General features: G+C 41.2%; 15 protein-coding genes. 14 read left to right on the forward strand and 1 reads right to left on the reverse strand.

Translation table 11 applies throughout. The features are described 5' to 3' along the window. Positions 1–251: 251 nt before the first annotated feature. Complete coding sequence (gene pepV / locus ACVRZ8_RS04370; RefSeq protein WP_447448096.1) at positions 252–1,649, reverse strand: dipeptidase PepV; 1,398 nt, start codon at positions 1,647–1,649, stop codon at positions 252–254. 161 nt (positions 1,650–1,810) lie between these two features. Here pepV and ACVRZ8_RS04375 point away from each other — a divergent pair, with 161 nt between their 5' ends. The 14 genes from ACVRZ8_RS04375 (at position 1,811) to ACVRZ8_RS04440 (ending at position 15,275) form a co-directional block, all read left to right on the forward strand. After that, positions 1,811–2,668, forward strand: coding sequence for a transporter substrate-binding domain-containing protein (locus tag ACVRZ8_RS04375; RefSeq protein WP_447448097.1), 858 nt, complete (start codon positions 1,811–1,813; stop codon positions 2,666–2,668). A gap of 9 nt (positions 2,669–2,677) precedes the next feature. Continuing rightward, positions 2,678–3,163, forward strand: a complete 486-nt coding sequence (locus tag ACVRZ8_RS04380; protein WP_447448098.1) for a GNAT family N-acetyltransferase — start codon at positions 2,678–2,680, stop codon at positions 3,161–3,163. 160 nt (positions 3,164–3,323) lie between these two features. Then, positions 3,324–4,298, forward strand: a complete 975-nt coding sequence (locus ACVRZ8_RS04385; RefSeq protein WP_447448099.1) for a glutathione S-transferase family protein — start codon at positions 3,324–3,326, stop codon at positions 4,296–4,298. Then, positions 4,291–5,340 carry a glutathione S-transferase C-terminal domain-containing protein gene (locus ACVRZ8_RS04390; RefSeq protein WP_447448100.1) on the forward strand — a complete coding sequence of 350 codons (1,050 nt, stop codon included), beginning with the start codon at positions 4,291–4,293 and terminating at the stop codon, positions 5,338–5,340. The genes ACVRZ8_RS04385 and ACVRZ8_RS04390 overlap by 8 nt, the downstream gene beginning before the upstream one ends. 22 nt (positions 5,341–5,362) lie before the next feature. Then, positions 5,363–6,502: an amidohydrolase gene (locus tag ACVRZ8_RS04395; protein WP_447448101.1), complete on the forward strand. Its 1,140-nt coding sequence runs from the start codon at positions 5,363–5,365 to the stop codon at positions 6,500–6,502. Positions 6,503–6,508: 6 nt separating this feature from the next. Continuing rightward, positions 6,509–7,561, forward strand: coding sequence for an iron-containing alcohol dehydrogenase family protein (locus tag ACVRZ8_RS04400; protein WP_447448102.1), 1,053 nt, complete (start codon positions 6,509–6,511; stop codon positions 7,559–7,561). A 3-nt stretch (positions 7,562–7,564) separates the two neighbouring features. Then, on the forward strand, positions 7,565–8,740 hold the full coding sequence (locus tag ACVRZ8_RS04405) for an aminotransferase class I/II-fold pyridoxal phosphate-dependent enzyme (protein ID WP_447448103.1): 1,176 nt from the start codon (positions 7,565–7,567) through the stop codon (positions 8,738–8,740). Beyond that, complete coding sequence (locus tag ACVRZ8_RS04410; protein ID WP_447448104.1) at positions 8,740–10,044, forward strand: MmgE/PrpD family protein; 1,305 nt, start codon at positions 8,740–8,742, stop codon at positions 10,042–10,044. Before ACVRZ8_RS04405 ends, ACVRZ8_RS04410 begins: the two co-directional genes overlap by 1 nt. 11 nt (positions 10,045–10,055) lie before the next feature. Then, on the forward strand, positions 10,056–10,607 hold the full coding sequence (locus ACVRZ8_RS04415) for a GNAT family N-acetyltransferase (RefSeq protein WP_447448105.1): 552 nt from the start codon (positions 10,056–10,058) through the stop codon (positions 10,605–10,607). Continuing rightward, on the forward strand, positions 10,597–11,286 hold the full coding sequence (locus ACVRZ8_RS04420) for an amino acid ABC transporter permease (RefSeq protein ID WP_447448106.1): 690 nt from the start codon (positions 10,597–10,599) through the stop codon (positions 11,284–11,286). The genes ACVRZ8_RS04415 and ACVRZ8_RS04420 overlap by 11 nt, the downstream gene beginning before the upstream one ends. Beyond that, entirely contained in the window at positions 11,273–12,040 is a 768-nt protein-coding gene (locus tag ACVRZ8_RS04425; RefSeq protein ID WP_447448107.1) for an amino acid ABC transporter ATP-binding protein, read from the forward strand. Before ACVRZ8_RS04420 ends, ACVRZ8_RS04425 begins: the two co-directional genes overlap by 14 nt. 9 nt (positions 12,041–12,049) lie before the next feature. After that, complete coding sequence (locus ACVRZ8_RS04430) at positions 12,050–13,399, forward strand: class-II fumarase/aspartase family protein (protein ID WP_447448108.1); 1,350 nt, start codon at positions 12,050–12,052, stop codon at positions 13,397–13,399. 27 nt (positions 13,400–13,426) lie between these two features. Continuing rightward, positions 13,427–14,230 (forward strand): transporter substrate-binding domain-containing protein, encoded by an 804-nt coding sequence (locus tag ACVRZ8_RS04435; protein ID WP_447448109.1) that lies wholly within the window; start codon positions 13,427–13,429, stop codon positions 14,228–14,230. Positions 14,231–14,327: 97 nt separating this feature from the next. Beyond that, the gene (locus ACVRZ8_RS04440) at positions 14,328–15,275 is read left to right on the forward strand and encodes a competence protein CoiA (RefSeq protein ID WP_447448110.1); all 948 of its coding nucleotides are present in this window, start codon (positions 14,328–14,330) and stop codon (positions 15,273–15,275) included. Positions 15,276–15,286: the final 11 nt, after the last annotated feature.

Here is a 15,286-nt window from a genome sequence, read left to right on the forward strand (position 1 = left end):
TTGTCTAGCAAGGGATAAGGACTTCCAATCAGCAGAGTTTATTGCTCAAACAATTGAGAATTGTTTGAGGTGGGAAATAGGACTTGCGAAGCAAGTGTCAAAAAGCACCTAATGAACTGTGCAGGGGTAAGACTAAGTTGGCCTAGCCAACAAGTCTTTCTCCCAACCACTGCGTCAAACATTTGATGTTGCACAGATTGAAAGAGTTTGAGACTTTTGTCCCAAACTCAACCCACTTCATATTTCTCGGCTTACGTTTGTCCTTCTGCTGTTGCCAGCTGGTAAAGAGCATCTAAGTAAATTTCCAATGCCTTAAAAAGATCTTCTAGTTCGATGAACTCATTAGGCTGATGAAGTGTTGCAGGTTTGCCAAGAAAAGCCGGACCAAAGGTCACCCCATGTTTAAAGATACGGCCATAAGTAATCCCGCCAATGGCAAGCGGCTGTGTTTTATCACCCGTGTGCTTCTGATAAGTGCTTAACAGAAGCTGTATTTCCGGACTGTTCAAATCTGTCTGACTGGGCGTCTGATGGGATATGATTTTCATAGCATATCCTTTTTCTTTTGCAAGATGGCTGAGCTTGGCAGATGAGTCATCAAAAGAAGTGCTGGCAGGATAACGCAAATTAATTCCGATTTTGGCGCTGCCCTTATGAAAATGAATGAGGGCTGTATTTACCGTAACATCTCCCAGTTCTTGATCCTGAAAATCAATTCCTAACTTTTTCCCTTCACTATCATCAGAAAAATAATCTGTTAGAAAAGAAAGGAAACGGTTAGCTGGCGGGTCAAGCTTTAATTGTTTCAAAAAAGCTGCTAGATGTAAGCCGGCATTAATGCCTTTTTCTGGACCAGCCCCGTGTGCTGATTTGCCATGAAGGGTTAAAAACTGATGCTTGTCTTTTTGAGAAAATTTGCCCTGCAACTGATAACGTTTTAGGTAACGGCTAAACTCTTTTTCAAGAGAGTTTGGATAGCAAAGCTCTGCTATTGCCAAATCAGGAACAAGGTTATAAGCTTTACCGCTCTCAAAATGAAGGAGCTGATGAGAAGGCCTATCTTTCTTGGTGAAATCAAAGGAAACCACCCCTTTTTCAGCATAAATCATAGGAAAAATGCCATCAGGGACAATTCCAAAATCAGGCATTTCTTCTGCCTTAAAGTAGTGCTTCACACCTTCCCACTGATTTTCTTCATCTGTTCCCAAAATCAGTCTCAGACGCCGATTCCAGGTTACCCCCATCTCATTTAGAATTTTAAGAGCATAGTAGGCCATAAGCGTTGGGCCTTTATCATCCAGTGCCCCGCGGGCATAGAGCTTTCCGTCTTTGAGAACAGGTTCAAAGGGCTGTGTCTGCCATTGCTCTGCTTCAGCCGCAACAACGTCCAGATGGCAGAGGATGCCTAATAACTTTTTCCCTTGGCCAATTTCTAAATGCCCTGCATAATGATTAACATCTTTAGAAAGAAACCCGTCTCTTTTACCAAGATTGAGCATGTAATCAAGAGCTGCTTGAATGTCAGGCCCAAAAGGTGCTTGTTCAGAAGCATCGGCTGTATTTTTAACAGAAGGTATCCGTAAGAGGCCTTCTAAATCCCTTAGTAAATCTTCTTTATAAGGTTCAATATGCTGTGTCCAATTAATCATAAGCGGCCTTCTTTCTAATTGTTTATATACTACACTATCTCTTAGCCCATTTCTAGGAGATAAGCCATAAAAAAAATTTATGGCTGGCTATAAGAAAGATAGATTATGCAAGCCTTAGGAATGGGGTTACAATGGTTCTAATAAGCTTCAGAGGTGGTTTTATGAAAAAATTATTAAGTAAAAAATTGGTCTATGGGCTGGCTGCAGTGCTGGCTGCGGCGGCTATTAGTTTATTTTTTTACAGAAGCCAGTCGGGTGAAAAAGCTGAGGCTTCAGATGTCAGAACGATTACGGTTGCAACAGGCGGCAATCCTGCTCCCTTTTCATTTACAGATGACAGCGGTAAACTGACAGGCCAAAATATTGACTTGCTTAAGGCTGTTTTCGATAAATTACCGCAATATAAGCTGGATCTGGTACAGACAGAATTTTCATCCATTTTTACAGGTTTATCATCTGGCCGTTACCAAATGGGTGCCAATAATATTGCCAAAAATAAAGAGCGTGAAGCTAATTATCTTTTCTCAGATCCCATTTTTGCAAATTCTTATGTCGTCATTTTCAATAAAAATTCGGCGCTCAATCATGGCATTACTTCTTGGAATGATTTGGCTGGCCTATCAACAGTCGGTTCAAGCGGAATCAATACGACAACCGCTATTGAAAGTTATAACAAAGCGCATCCAGATGCAACCATTACCTTTACTTACAGTCAGGAAGACCTGACATCACAGCTTCAAGGTGTTGAGTCTGGCAAATACGATTTCCTCTTAATGGATAAGCCGATGTTTGATTACTATCAAAAAGAGTTTGACTATGATTTGACATCTCAAGATGTTTCGGGAGATTTAGCCAGTGAGCTGCTGACAGAACCTTATAGTTATTTTGTTTTTGCACAGGGTGAGGAGAAGCTCCAAAAAGATGTCAATAAAGCTCTGCGTGAGGTTATTGAAGATGGTACATCAAAAGAAATTAATGAAAAGTATTTTGAAACAGATTATTCACCATCTTATGATTAGGAGGAAAGCATGACCTTTAAGTATCAGATTGAAACAGATTCTGACAAAGTTGACTTTGAGCAGGTGGCAGAAGTTCTGCATTCGGCGGGGCTTGCCAGCAGTACAAATGCAGAGCAGACGAAGAAGGCTTTCCAAAACAGTGATCTGACGATTTATATTAAAGATGGCGACAGAGTTATTGGCGTGGGTCGTGCTCTGACAGATTTTGTGTCTCAGGGAGCTATCTATAATGTTGCTGTAGCTGCTGATTATCAAGGGCAGCATGTGGGGCACACCATTATCCTCACACTTTTGGAAAAATTGCAGGGCACTAACGTGATTCTTTACACGCATCCACAGACCTTGACTCTTTATGAAAAATACGGTTTTCGCCGCAATAAAACCGCATTTGCTCATTTTGATCATGGAAATCCAGAAAGCTTGCAGTGGATGGAAGACGAAGGCTTTTTCCTGCCAGAAGGCTACCGCTTTGAAAGTGAAATTGGGAGGTACTGATATGATTTTAAAGTCCTTATTGAATACAGTTTCAAAAAATGATGATGTCACAAAAGTAAGTTGGGACCAGATTCAACTGGCTCAGCTTCATTTGGGCGGTATAAGTACTGAGGAACCTAGGTTTTATTTTCAAGAATGGAAGCGCTAGGAGGTAGCTATTATGCCAACAGATTATGTCAAAAAAGAAATTGGCAAGGACGGCAGGTTTGAGCGTCAGAAAACCCGTTTTACGACTCCTTTTGGCGAAGGCGGCCTGCCTGTTGAAAAAGGGCGTTACCGCTTGCTGGTATCTTATGCCTGCCCTTGGGCACACCGTCAATTGATTGCCCTAAAATTGCTGGGTTTGGAGGAATATATTTCCATCGGTGTCGTTGATCCGGTTCGGCCTAAAGATACCGATTGGACAGATTGGACTTTCAATTTGGATAAGGATGGTAAAGATCCCGTACTTGGGATTCATTACCTCAGTGAGATTTATAAACAAACAGATTCTGATTATGAAGGGCGTTTTACAGTTCCGGCCTTGGTGGATTTAAAAAGCCAGACTGTTGTTAATAACGATTTTCTCAACCTGCTTCGTCACTGGGAACTGGCTTGGAAGCCATTTCATAAAGCAGATGCGTCAGATCTTTACCCATTAGAATTGGCGGATGAGATTGATCGCTTAAATGAGCTCATCTATCAAGACATTAATAATGGCGTTTATAAGGCTGGTTTTGCGACCAGCCAAGAAGCCTATGAAGAGGCTTATGATAAGCTCTTTAGACGGCTGGATGAGTTAGAGCAGCGTTTATCTGTTTCACGCTATCTGTTTGGAGACAGCATTACGGACTCTGACATTCGTCTCTATGTAACGCTGGCACGTTTTGACACGGCTTATTACAATGGCTTTAATTGCAATCGAAATCGTCTCGTTGATTTCCCCAATCTGTGGGCTTACGCTCGAGATTTATATCAGCAAGAGGCTTTTCATGAGACGACCAAGTTTGATCATATCAAGAAACACTATCATTTGAGTGCAACCGTTAATCCCTATCAGATTTTACCTAAAGGTCCAGATCAGTCTGTTTGGGAGCTGCCCCATAACCGCACCAGCAAATTGTCATCTAAAACGAAAGGAGAACAGCATGACTAAACACTACCCAAATCCCAACATCAAACCTGTAACCCTTAAACCGCGTCCTATTGAAACTAAGACTGAAATTGATGAAAGAGGGGCTTTTCAGCGCCAGAAAAACCGTTTCACTACCCCTTTTGGTGATGCCCCTGATGATTTAAAGGCAGAAGCAGGCCGTTACCATCTTTTTTGGGCGAAGGGCTGCCATTGGTCAAACCGTGCTTCAATCGTTCGTGAACTTCTGGGACTTGAAGAGGCTATTTCGGTTACTATTGTTGGTCATGAAACATCGGATCCGGAGAAACGTAAATTTGGCTGGGATTTTGGTGCCTATGAAGGAGAAGTTGACCCCGTTACGAAAGCCGAGTTCTTAGCTGAATTTTATTATCGGACAGATCCTGATTATACAGGGCGTTCGACAGTGCCAGCCTTGGTAGATCTTGAGACTTATACGGTTGCTAACAACGATTACCACCGTTTGACCAACTATTTTGAAACAGCCTTTAAGCCTTTTCAAAAAGAGGATGCTCCTGAGCTTTATCCCGAAGAATTGCGTCAGGATATTGACAATCTTAATGATAATGTCCTCTTTCCTTTTGTCAATAACGGCGTCTATCGCATGATGTTCGCCCAGTCTCTGCTTGCTTACAATGAAGCCTTTGACGATTTTTACAATACTTTAGATATTTTTGAAAAACGTTTGGCTACTAACCGATTTTTATTTGGCGATTATGTGACGGATTCTGATATTCGTTTCTTTGTGACACTGGCGCGGTTTGATACTCATTATTATCGCAATTTAGGTCCCATCAAAAACCGTATCGCAGATTATCCCAATATCTGGGCTTATGCTCGTGATTTATACGAAATTCCAGCTTTTAAAAACAATACGTATTTCCATGATATTGCGCGTGGCTGGGACAAGAAAAAAGAAAAACTATTTGTTGATTTCAATTCACGTTTTGCCGATGCTATCGATTTTGATGCGATTTGGTCGCAGCCCCAAAATCGTAAGTATTTGTCAAAAACACCAGACCAAAAGTTTTTAATTCGCAACTAAATCAAATCAAAAAGGAGCTGCTATGACACAGACATTTTACGATAAATTAGCTAAGGTCCGCCATTATATTCATGAGCGCCCAGAAGTTTCTGAACATGAATTTGAGACGACTGACTATATCAAAAATTACCTCAAAGATTTGGGGATTGAACCTCTAAACTATCCTTTGAAAACAGGCGTGATTGCTGAAATTGGCTCAGGCCAGCCTATTATTGCTTTGCGGGCTGATATTGATGCTCTGCCTATTATTGAGAAAACAGGGCTTGATTATGCTAGCAGCAATGGTGCTATGCATGCCTGTGGCCATGATTTTCATCAGACCAGCCTTCTGGGAGCTGCTGAGCTTTTAAAAGCGAAAGAAGCAGAACTGAAAGGGACGGTTCGTCTCATTTTTCAGCCAGCTGAGGAGAATTTCCAAGGTGGCTATCAGGTTATTGAGGCCGGCGGAATTGAAGGAGTGTCTGCTATTGTTGGTTATCATAACAATCCGCATTTGAAACCGGGCCAACTTGGCCTGCGTTCGGGAGCTATCATGGCGGGGGTCGAACAGTTTGAAGTGACGATTGAAGGCGTCAGCGCTCATGCAGCACGTCCTGACTTGGGAGTAGATACGGTTCTGGTCACAACGACCATCGTCAATAATTTGCAAAATATTGTGGCTCGTACCGTGTCACCATTTGAATCAGCTGTTCTATCGGTAACTCATATTGATGTTGGCAGTACTTGGAATGTGCTGCCGGCTCAAGGTTTCTTTGAAGGAACTATTCGTACTTTTGATCCGGAAATTCGCCTGTCTGTTATCGATAAGTTTATCAAGGTTGTTGAAAATACGGCTGCGCAGTTTGGCGCAAAAGTATCTATTAAGTGGGGCAATTCTCCCAAAGTCACCTTTAATGACGCTGTTATCACTCCAATTATTTTTGAGAATAGCAAATCCTTTGCTGAGGTCATTGAGACCTTACCATCAACAGGAGGGGAGGATTTTGCCGCTTATCAGGAAAAAATCCCTGGTGTCTTTGCTTTTGTTGGTTCAAACGGTGCAAAAAATGCTCCCGACTGGCACCATGACGATTTTATCGTCAAAGATGAGGCCTTGCCGGTTGCTGTCAATTATTTTGTGGAAAGCGCTGTGCGTTTATTGGCTTACTACGGAGAGGAATAAGAGGCCATGGCAAAACGTATTATTCGCATGAGTCCAGCAGAATACATTAATGAAAAAGGAATATTAAAAACCTTACCCGATTTGCTGGTTCAGCGCGGGATTCAAAATCCTGTTATTTTAACAGATGAGACGGTTTATGAGGTGATTAAACCTTATTTGCCAGATGGCTTTCTTGAAGAAAATCCTCTTGTGTTTTTTGGGGGAGCTTGTACTTTTGGTGAAATTGAACGTTTGACGGAAGTATTTCAAGGCTATGATGCCCTTTTAGCTTTTGGCGGTGGTCAATTAATTGATACTGCAAAGGTAGTGGCAGATCGGTTGGCTATTAAAACTGTTAATAGTCAGACAGTGCCATCTAATTGCGCAGCGATTACCACAAAGAGCATTATTTATTCTGATGAGCATGAGAAAATTGATAATGTTCGTCATAAAAAGGCTGTTGATTTAGTTCTTCTTGAACCTGAGATTCTTTTAAATGCTCCTTATGAGTATGTTTTATCAGGAATTGGGGATACGCTGGCTAAATTTTATGAAATACGCAGACGCCTGACAGATGACAAAGCAGGGCTTGTTTCAGTTCAAATCGGGCAGTCTTATATTGACATTTGCCGCAGAGAAATGCTGAAAGTGACCGATATTTTTAGTCTATCAGAAGAAGAAATTATCAACCTCTTTGATACTATTTTCCTTGTGGCCGCTTCGGTTGATGGCATTGCAGATAATGATGGGCGCAGTGTCCTAGCTCATGCTTTTTACAATGCTTATGTCAAGGTGAAACCTGATTATATCAAGACTCATGGCGAGGTTGTAGCTTTAGGAAGCCTGATCCAGATTATCGCAGAAGGAGATGGCTCTCAAAAACTTCGTCAGGAAATTGAAAGCTATCATGCTCAGATTGGCTTACCTTTAACCCTAAAAGAGCTAGGACTAAATAAAGAGCAAGAGATTGATGCCTTAGCAGAATACATTGCCCGTCCTTCAGATGTTCGCGTACGATCTGTTTTTCCTGATTTGACAGCAGAATACATTCGTTCTGTCTTAGAAGAAGTTAGGGGTTAAGTTATGGAAATCTTAGCCTCAAACCGTGTTAAGTCACGGCAAAAGCATTTCACGTCGCAGCAGCAGGAGCAAATTAAAATCCTGAATGCTCATGGAAAGACCGTTATTAATTTGGGGCGGGGAAATCCTGATCAGGCGACTTTTCCTGCAATTCTTGAGACCTTTAAACAGGCAGCAGATCAAGTTTCTAATCAGGGTTACCCTCCTTACGGAGGAAAAGAGTCTTTAAAACAAGCGATTATACAATTCTACCAAGATGAGTATCATGTCAGTCTTGAAAAAGATGAGGTCACTGTTTTTAGCGGCTCTTTGTCAGCCTTAACAGCTTTGCCAATGGTTTTGGTTAATCCTAAAGAGATTGTTTTGACTCCAAATCCGGCCTTTTTTGGCTATGATGCTGGCATTAAAATGGCTGAAGGAATTGCTTATCCGCTACCCTTATTAGCAGAAAATCATTTTTTGCCGCAATATGACGATATTCCAAAGGAAATTTTGGAAAAGGCCAAGCTTTTATTTCTAAATTATCCTAACAATCCGACAGGAGCAGGGGCGACAAAAGAATTTTTTGATGAGACAGTAACTTTTGCGCGTGAGAATAACATTGTGGTGGCACATGATTTTGCTTATTCAGATATTAGCTTTAAGGGAAAATCACCGAGCTTTCTCCAAAGTTCAGGTGCCAAAGAAGTTGGTATTGAGATTTATACCTTATCTAAAACATTTAATATGGCAGGTTTTCGTTTAGCTTTTGCAGTTGGAAATAAGGAAGTCATTTCCTTGCTGAAAGGTTATATTCGTGCTTCTGTCGGCGGCAGTTTTGGTGCCAGCCAAGATGCAGCGGTTTATGGTCTTTTGCATTCTCAAAAAGAACGGGATAATCTCCGCAGAATCTATAAGGAACGTAAGGCTTTGGCCTATGACCTTTTGACAAATGCTGGTTTAGAAGTTGTTGATGCAGCAGGAACTTTTTTCTTATGGGTAAAATTGCCGCAGGCAATTAAAAATGAAGCTGCTTTTGTTAATGATTTGCTGCAGGAAAAGCAGGTTGCTGTCATTCCTGGTTCTACCTTTGGAAGCTCAGGCAAGGGCTATATACGTCTCAGTTTGGTTTCTGATAAGACAGAAATCAGAGAAGGCATTAAAAAAATAATTGCTTTTATCAGGGACAAGGAGTTGTGATGACAGAAACAGAACTTTTAGTGGACAAACTGTTACAGAAAGTCAGCGACAGAAAGGAAGATCAGCAGAGTCTGTATCTGGCCAGACTGGCTTTCAGCGATTATCTAGCCTGCCTTTATAAGGGATTGACTACTGCTAAAAATAGGGCGTTTATCGAAGATTTGGCTTTAAAATCCTCTGCAAAAATAAGTTTTACGCAACTGTCGACCAGCCCTGAACGTGCTGCTTTAGCTCAGGCTTACCTCGCACATTATGATGATTTTGATGATGTTCATGCCAATTTTAGAGGCCATCCCAGTGCCGTTATCTTTTCAGCTTTGCTGGCTGTTTCTGACAGCCAGACCAGCCTAAAAGATTTATTGTGGGCTTATGTTCAAGGACTTGAACTAGCTGGGCGTTTAGGTTTGCAATTTCAGCCTCAGCATGTTCAGGCAGGCTGGCATGCGACAGCAACGATAGGAACTGTAGGAGCCGCAGCAGCTATTGGAAATCTTAAACAATTATCTCCAGATGTTTTTTCGCAGTTTTTATCCTTAGCAAGTAATCAGGCTTCAGGTTTTCTCTATCAAGAAGGAACAGATGGCAAGCCTTTGAACGCAGGATTTGCTGCAAGAAATGCTGTTACGGCTTATCAATTGGTATCGTCACAGCTGACGGCTTATGCTGATCCTTTTTCCAGTCGAAAGGGCTGGGCTCAGATTATGCTGGGAGAGTCCTTGGATATTTCAAAATTATTGAATCAATGGCTTATGCCCAGCCAAATATCCAGCCCAGGTCTATGGTTTAAATGCTATCCTTTTTGTTCAGCGGCAGCAGCGGGTTTTGAAGCCAGTCTGCTAGCTCATAAGAGCGGTATAGTTCCCGAGCAGATTTTATCGCTCACTGCCCATTTTGCACCTAATGGGGATAAGGCTCTATCGCATCATTCTCCAAAGACAGGCTTGGAAGGGAAGTTTTCCATTGAATATATCGTTTGGTTAGGTTTAAAGCAGGGAAATGTTCATCTTCATAATTTTTCTGAGAAAGCAGTTCCTGAGGAATTCAAAGATTTTCTTCCTAAGGTGACCCGAAAGTCAGATTTGGAGACGGAACGTTCTAAACGTCCTGTCTTGCTTGAAATTAAGACAAAAAATAAGACGCAGTCGTTCTTAATTGAAGATCCTAAAGGCTCTCCAGACAATCCCTTGTCTGAGCAGGAAATAATAAGCAAGGCTCATGACTTATCAAAAGGACACTTGGACGAACTTTTAGTTCAGCTAAAAAATGAAGACATGCCACTTTCAGCACTGCCCTTGCTGCTGTAGAAAGGATACGGATGACATTAGAATATTTGCAGGAAAATCAACTGATTCAGGTGACCGAACTTTTTCACCAGGCCTATGCGGAAGATGAACGTTTAGGTATTCATTTTAAGGCAGCAACTATTTCGGTTGATGAAGTTAAAAAACATCACCAAACGCAGCCTATGTTTGTGACTAACATCAATGAGACAGTTGTCTCTACCGCTTCTTTGCGGCTGCCTTGGTCCTTGAATCCAAGTCCTTTTGCACTGCCGCATTTGGGATGGGTTGCGACGCACCCAGACTACCAAAAACGTTCGTTATCTAAAGCATTAATCACTGCAATTATTAATGATTATGCTGTCAAGGTCTTAAAAGCTCCAGCCCTGACTCTTGGAACGGCAAAAGAGCATCCTTGGCTGATTCGAGCCTATGAGAAATTAGGATTTGTCTATTTGGGAGAAAAGCAGCTCTTTAGCGACCATAAAACGGTTTATATGATAAAAGTATTGGATAAGGAAGCTTTGGCTTTCGTAAAGGATAATCGTTTACAAACCTTATTGAAAGAGAGACATTATGAATTTTAACTGGGAATATTTCTTTGAATTATTTGTTCAGCTGCCGGCCTACATTCCAGTAACCATTTTTATTGCTTTGGTGTCCATGGTTTTGGCAATATTGCTGGGAGCATTTCTGACCTGGCTTCAGCTGTCAGGCAGCAAAATTTTAAAATTTCTTGCGCAGGCTTACATCTCTCTTTTTAGAGGAATGCCAACTTTAGTGCAGCTTTTCTTAATTTTTTATGGATTACCGCAATTATTCCCTGTTTTTAAAGGGATGTCAGCTTTAACGGCAGCCCTTGTTGGTTTAGGTTTAAAAGAAGCTGCTTATCTGTCTGAAATTTTCCGTGCAGCTGTTAATTCTGTAGATAAAGGACAAATTGAAGCGGGTCAGGCTTTAAATATTCCTTCTTGGAAAATTTTTCTGCACGTTATCTTACCACAAGCCACGCTGAATGCTTTACCAGCTACTGGAAATACCTTTATTAGCTTGTTAAAGGAAACTTCTCTAGCTTTCACATTAGGGATTACCGAACTGTTTGGAAATGCCAAAATGGTTGCTGGGCAGTCATTCCGTTATTTTGAGACCTATTTGGCTGTAGGGCTCCTGTACTGGTTAATGATTGTCGTTTACACTTGGCTGCAGCGTTTATTTGAGAAAGAATTAGAGGCACCTTACAGGAGGAGTTCAGATGAGTCTCATTGAAATTAAGGATTTAGATGTGGTCATTGGCCGAAAACAGGTACTGAAAAATATTAACTTGGAGATCGAAGCGGGAACAGTAACAGCTTTTGTTGGACCGAGCGGTTCGGGGAAAACAACTCTGCTGCGTACGATCAACCTTTTACAAAACCCTAGCAGAGGAAGTTTGAAAGTAGGCGATGACCGAGTCGAAGCGGATAAAATATCAAAGAGTGATATCAGAAATATCCGTCAGCATTCGACCATGGTTTTTCAGCATTTCAATCTTTTTAAGAACTACACCGTTCTTGAAAATGTTTCCCAGCCCTTGGTTTTAAATGGAAAACACAGCAAAAAGGAAGCTCTGGAAATTGCCAAAGAAGCTTTGGCTAAAGTGGGTTTAGAAGCATTTTCAGATCAATATCCGGCTACTTTGTCGGGCGGGCAGCAACAGCGTGTCGCCATTGCCAGAGCTATTGCTTTTAAACCTGAAATTATTCTTTTTGACGAACCAACATCATCACTTGACCCTGAAATGGTCGAAAGTGTTTTACAGGTTATTGCTGCCTTGGCTAAAGAAAATACTTCCATGATTTTGGTGACTCATGAAATGGATTTTGCCCGAAAAATCGCTGATCAGGCAGTTTTTATTGAAGACGGAGAAGTTTTAACAAAAGGAGATGCAAAATTATTGCTTTCTAATGACAGCAGTCATGAGCGTGTGCGCTCCTTTGTCAATTCACTGTACCGCGGTGCAGCTGAAAGTGCTGAATTATAAGGAGATTATATGACGAGTGTATTGGATTCTATTTTAATGCAGAATAATTTTTCAACTCCAGCTATGCGTGCTGTTTGGACAGATACTAATAAGATTGCTCAGCAGCTGCGTGTCGAAGCAGCTCTAGCAAAAGTGGAAGGACAATTAGGCATTATTCCTCAGGAGGCTGCAGATGCTATCGTTGAAAAGGCCAAAGCTGATCATTTTGATTTTTTGGCCTTGCAAAAAGAGAGTGCTGAAAAACGCCATTCTTTGATCGCTCTGATTCATGCTCTTCAGGATTTGGTTGGCGGTAAAAACGGTGAATTTGTGCATTATGGTGTAACAACACAAGATATTGTTGACACAGGAATTATGCTTCAAACTAAAGAAGCTTACGAAATCTTACAGGAACATAGCAAGGCTTTGATTAAGGTTCTAGCTGCATTAACGAAAAAACATCGTGAGACACTGATGATGGGACGTACGCATGGTATCCATGCCATTCCAATTACCTTTGGTTTCAAGTTGGCCATTTGGCTGGATGAATTGCTGCGAAATCAGCGTCGGTTGGATCAGCTTCTTGAAAATAAGATCTTCGTGGGCAGTATCAGCGGTGCGGTTGGTTCTTATGCTGCCTTTGATGGCAGAGGCGTGGAAATTGAAAAGGCCACTCTAAATGAACTTGGTCTTGCCACTCCCAACATCTCTTGGCAGCCAGCGCGCGATCGTTTTTCAGAATTTGCCAGCGTGCTTGGCATTTATTCTGGAACGCTTGGGAAGATTGGGCGTGAACTGTTTACTCTGATGAAAACAGAGATTGATGAAATTCATGAGCCCTTTAAAAAGGGAGAAGTTGGTTCATCAACAATGCCGCAAAAACGCAATCCTGCTTTGATTGAGGGCTTGGCAAGTCTAACTCAGCCAGTATTTAAAGATGTTGATTTAATGTTTCAGTCGCTCTTAATTGATGGCGAACGCGATGCTATTCATTGGCGCAATGAGTGGGTGGCCTTACCAGAGATTACCAGTTATTTAGATGCACAGCTGGTTAATGCGGCCTACATCTTATCTGAACTTGATGTTAATGAAAAACAAATGCTGGCTAACGTTAAAAAACAGGGCGATTTACCTTATTCAGAACGCATTATGTTTGAACTTGGTAAGGTTATTGGTAAACAGACAGCTCATGAAGTCGTCTATGAAGCAGCTATGAGTGCAATTGAAAATCAGGTGGATTTTATTGAGACACTCTATGCAAATACTATCGTCAGGGATTCTTTTGACAGAACAGAAATTGAAACTTGGGTTATCCCAGAAAATAATATTGGCGAATGCCTTGCTAAAGTTGATTATGTTCTGTCTAAAGTTAATTTATAATTATTATTGATTAAGGAGAAAGTTGTTATGAAGAAAAAAACTTTATTTGGTCTTATTGTTCTTGTTGCTCTTGTGATTGTGGCTTATTTTGGCTATCAGTCCGTTTCAGGCAATAAGGCATCGCAGTCAGGTTCGTCAGACAAGAAAGTCTTACGTGTAGCGACAACTGGGGTGAGTTTTCCCGGGTCTTACAAAGATGATAATGGCAATCTGACAGGATTTGATGTTGAAGTTGCCAAAGCTGTTGCAGATAAGATTGGCTATGATATTGAGTTTACCACTACGAGTTTTGATGGGCTCTTTGGTCTTTTAACCAGCGGAAAAGCAGATGCTGTTGCAAGCAGTATCGCTATTACTGACGAACGTAAACAATCTTATGATTTCTCATCTCCATATGCAACTTTCAAATACGGTGTTGTAGTTCAGTCAAGTTCTGATTTAACTAATATTAATGAATTGAGCGGTAAGACATTAGCCGCAACAGTCGGCTCTAATCAAATCAATGTTATTAATAACTACGATCCAAGTATCACGATTCAAACATTTGATGACCGTGAAGCAGCCCTGACAGGTGTTGTTAATGGACAGGTAGATGGCTATTCAAATGCTAAAACAATTCTTGCTGCTATTATTAAGCAGAAAAATCTTGATTTGAAAATCCTTGATGGGGAACTCGGCGAGGAAAATATTGCTATTGCCTTTAACAAGGGTCAAAATGAAGACTTAAGAAAAAAGGTTGACAAGGCACTTGCAGAACTGCAAGCAGATGGTACCATTAAAAAACTCTCAGAAAAATTCTTCTCTGGTATCGATGCCTCTTACAAAAAATAAAGATGAAAAGAGATTGGGACAAACCACGATCTCTTTTTTTCTTCTTCTATTACGAATAGTAGCAATAGGAGCTGATTAATTTTTCAAAGGAGGATTTATGTTAATCGCAAAGGATAATCAAGGGCAGTTAATTTCTGCTCTTTGTAGACCCAATCGTCAAAAGAGCTATTTTTGTCCTGCATGTCAGCAGCCTGTTCGTCTAAAGATAGGGAAGGTTATGCAGCCTCATTTTGCTCATCTTAGCTTGCAGGATTGCCATTTTTTTCATGAAAATGAATCGGCTCAGCATCTTGGGCTCAAGGCAGCGCTTTATAGCAGTCTGTCTGAGAATCATCCGGTTACTGTTGAAAAAATATTACCGAAAATTGGCCAAATTGCGGATCTTTTTGTGGGCGAAAAGCTAGCGCTGGAAATTCAATGTTCCAGACTTTCTCAGGAACGCTTGAGAGAGCGAACTCAGGCATATATTTCTGCTGGCTATCAAGTTCGCTGGCTTTTAGGAAAAGAACTCTGGCTGAATCAGCGCTTAACAGCTCTGCAAAAAGATTTTCTCTATTTTAGTCAGAATATGGGCTTTCACCTTTGGGAACTGGATTTGGAGCGCCAGCAGCTGCGCTTGAAATATTTGATTTATGAAGATCTTTTTGGAAGGTCCCACTATCTCAGCAAGTCACTTTCTTTTGCTGAGGATTTACTGACTTTTTTGCGCCTGCCTTATGAAAAACAGGCTCTGATTTCTTATGAAGTTGCCTTGCATCAAAATATTGGCCGCCGTATTCAAAGACAGCTATTAGCACGCAATCCGCGCTGGATGCACGAGCAGTCTCTTGCTTATGAAGCGGGAGATAATCTATTGGTGAAGGCAGATGCCGATTTTTACCCGCAGGTGAGACCGCCTAAGTCTAAGACGGGTTTTGCGCAAATTCAACTAGATTTGCTGCCCTTTAACACTGCTTTTGAGCAATATTATCAAGAGCAAGAGATAAAGACGGTGCAAAGACTCTATCCGCCTGCATTTTATGGTAAAATGATAAAAGACAAATGAGATAAAGGAGA

The organism is Streptococcus dentiloxodontae (assembly GCF_053206925.1).

Bases quoted from the DNA above. Each gene is read 5' to 3' on its own strand.
- pepV (WP_447448096.1), bottom strand. From the start codon at position 1,649: ATGATTAATTGGACACAGCATATTGAACCTTATAAAGAAGATTTACTA.
- ACVRZ8_RS04375 (WP_447448097.1), top strand. From the start codon at position 1,811: ATGAAAAAATTATTAAGTAAAAAATTGGTCTATGGGCTGGCTGCAGTG.
- ACVRZ8_RS04380 (WP_447448098.1), top strand. From the start codon at position 2,678: ATGACCTTTAAGTATCAGATTGAAACAGATTCTGACAAAGTTGACTTT.
- ACVRZ8_RS04385 (WP_447448099.1), top strand. From the start codon at position 3,324: ATGCCAACAGATTATGTCAAAAAAGAAATTGGCAAGGACGGCAGGTTT.
- ACVRZ8_RS04390 (WP_447448100.1), top strand. From the start codon at position 4,291: ATGACTAAACACTACCCAAATCCCAACATCAAACCTGTAACCCTTAAA.
- ACVRZ8_RS04395 (WP_447448101.1), top strand. From the start codon at position 5,363: ATGACACAGACATTTTACGATAAATTAGCTAAGGTCCGCCATTATATT.
- ACVRZ8_RS04400 (WP_447448102.1), top strand. From the start codon at position 6,509: ATGGCAAAACGTATTATTCGCATGAGTCCAGCAGAATACATTAATGAA.
- ACVRZ8_RS04405 (WP_447448103.1), top strand. From the start codon at position 7,565: ATGGAAATCTTAGCCTCAAACCGTGTTAAGTCACGGCAAAAGCATTTC.
- ACVRZ8_RS04410 (WP_447448104.1), top strand. From the start codon at position 8,740: ATGACAGAAACAGAACTTTTAGTGGACAAACTGTTACAGAAAGTCAGC.
- ACVRZ8_RS04415 (WP_447448105.1), top strand. From the start codon at position 10,056: ATGACATTAGAATATTTGCAGGAAAATCAACTGATTCAGGTGACCGAA.
- ACVRZ8_RS04420 (WP_447448106.1), top strand. From the start codon at position 10,597: ATGAATTTTAACTGGGAATATTTCTTTGAATTATTTGTTCAGCTGCCG.
- ACVRZ8_RS04425 (WP_447448107.1), top strand. From the start codon at position 11,273: ATGAGTCTCATTGAAATTAAGGATTTAGATGTGGTCATTGGCCGAAAA.
- ACVRZ8_RS04430 (WP_447448108.1), top strand. From the start codon at position 12,050: ATGACGAGTGTATTGGATTCTATTTTAATGCAGAATAATTTTTCAACT.
- ACVRZ8_RS04435 (WP_447448109.1), top strand. From the start codon at position 13,427: ATGAAGAAAAAAACTTTATTTGGTCTTATTGTTCTTGTTGCTCTTGTG.
- ACVRZ8_RS04440 (WP_447448110.1), top strand. From the start codon at position 14,328: ATGTTAATCGCAAAGGATAATCAAGGGCAGTTAATTTCTGCTCTTTGT.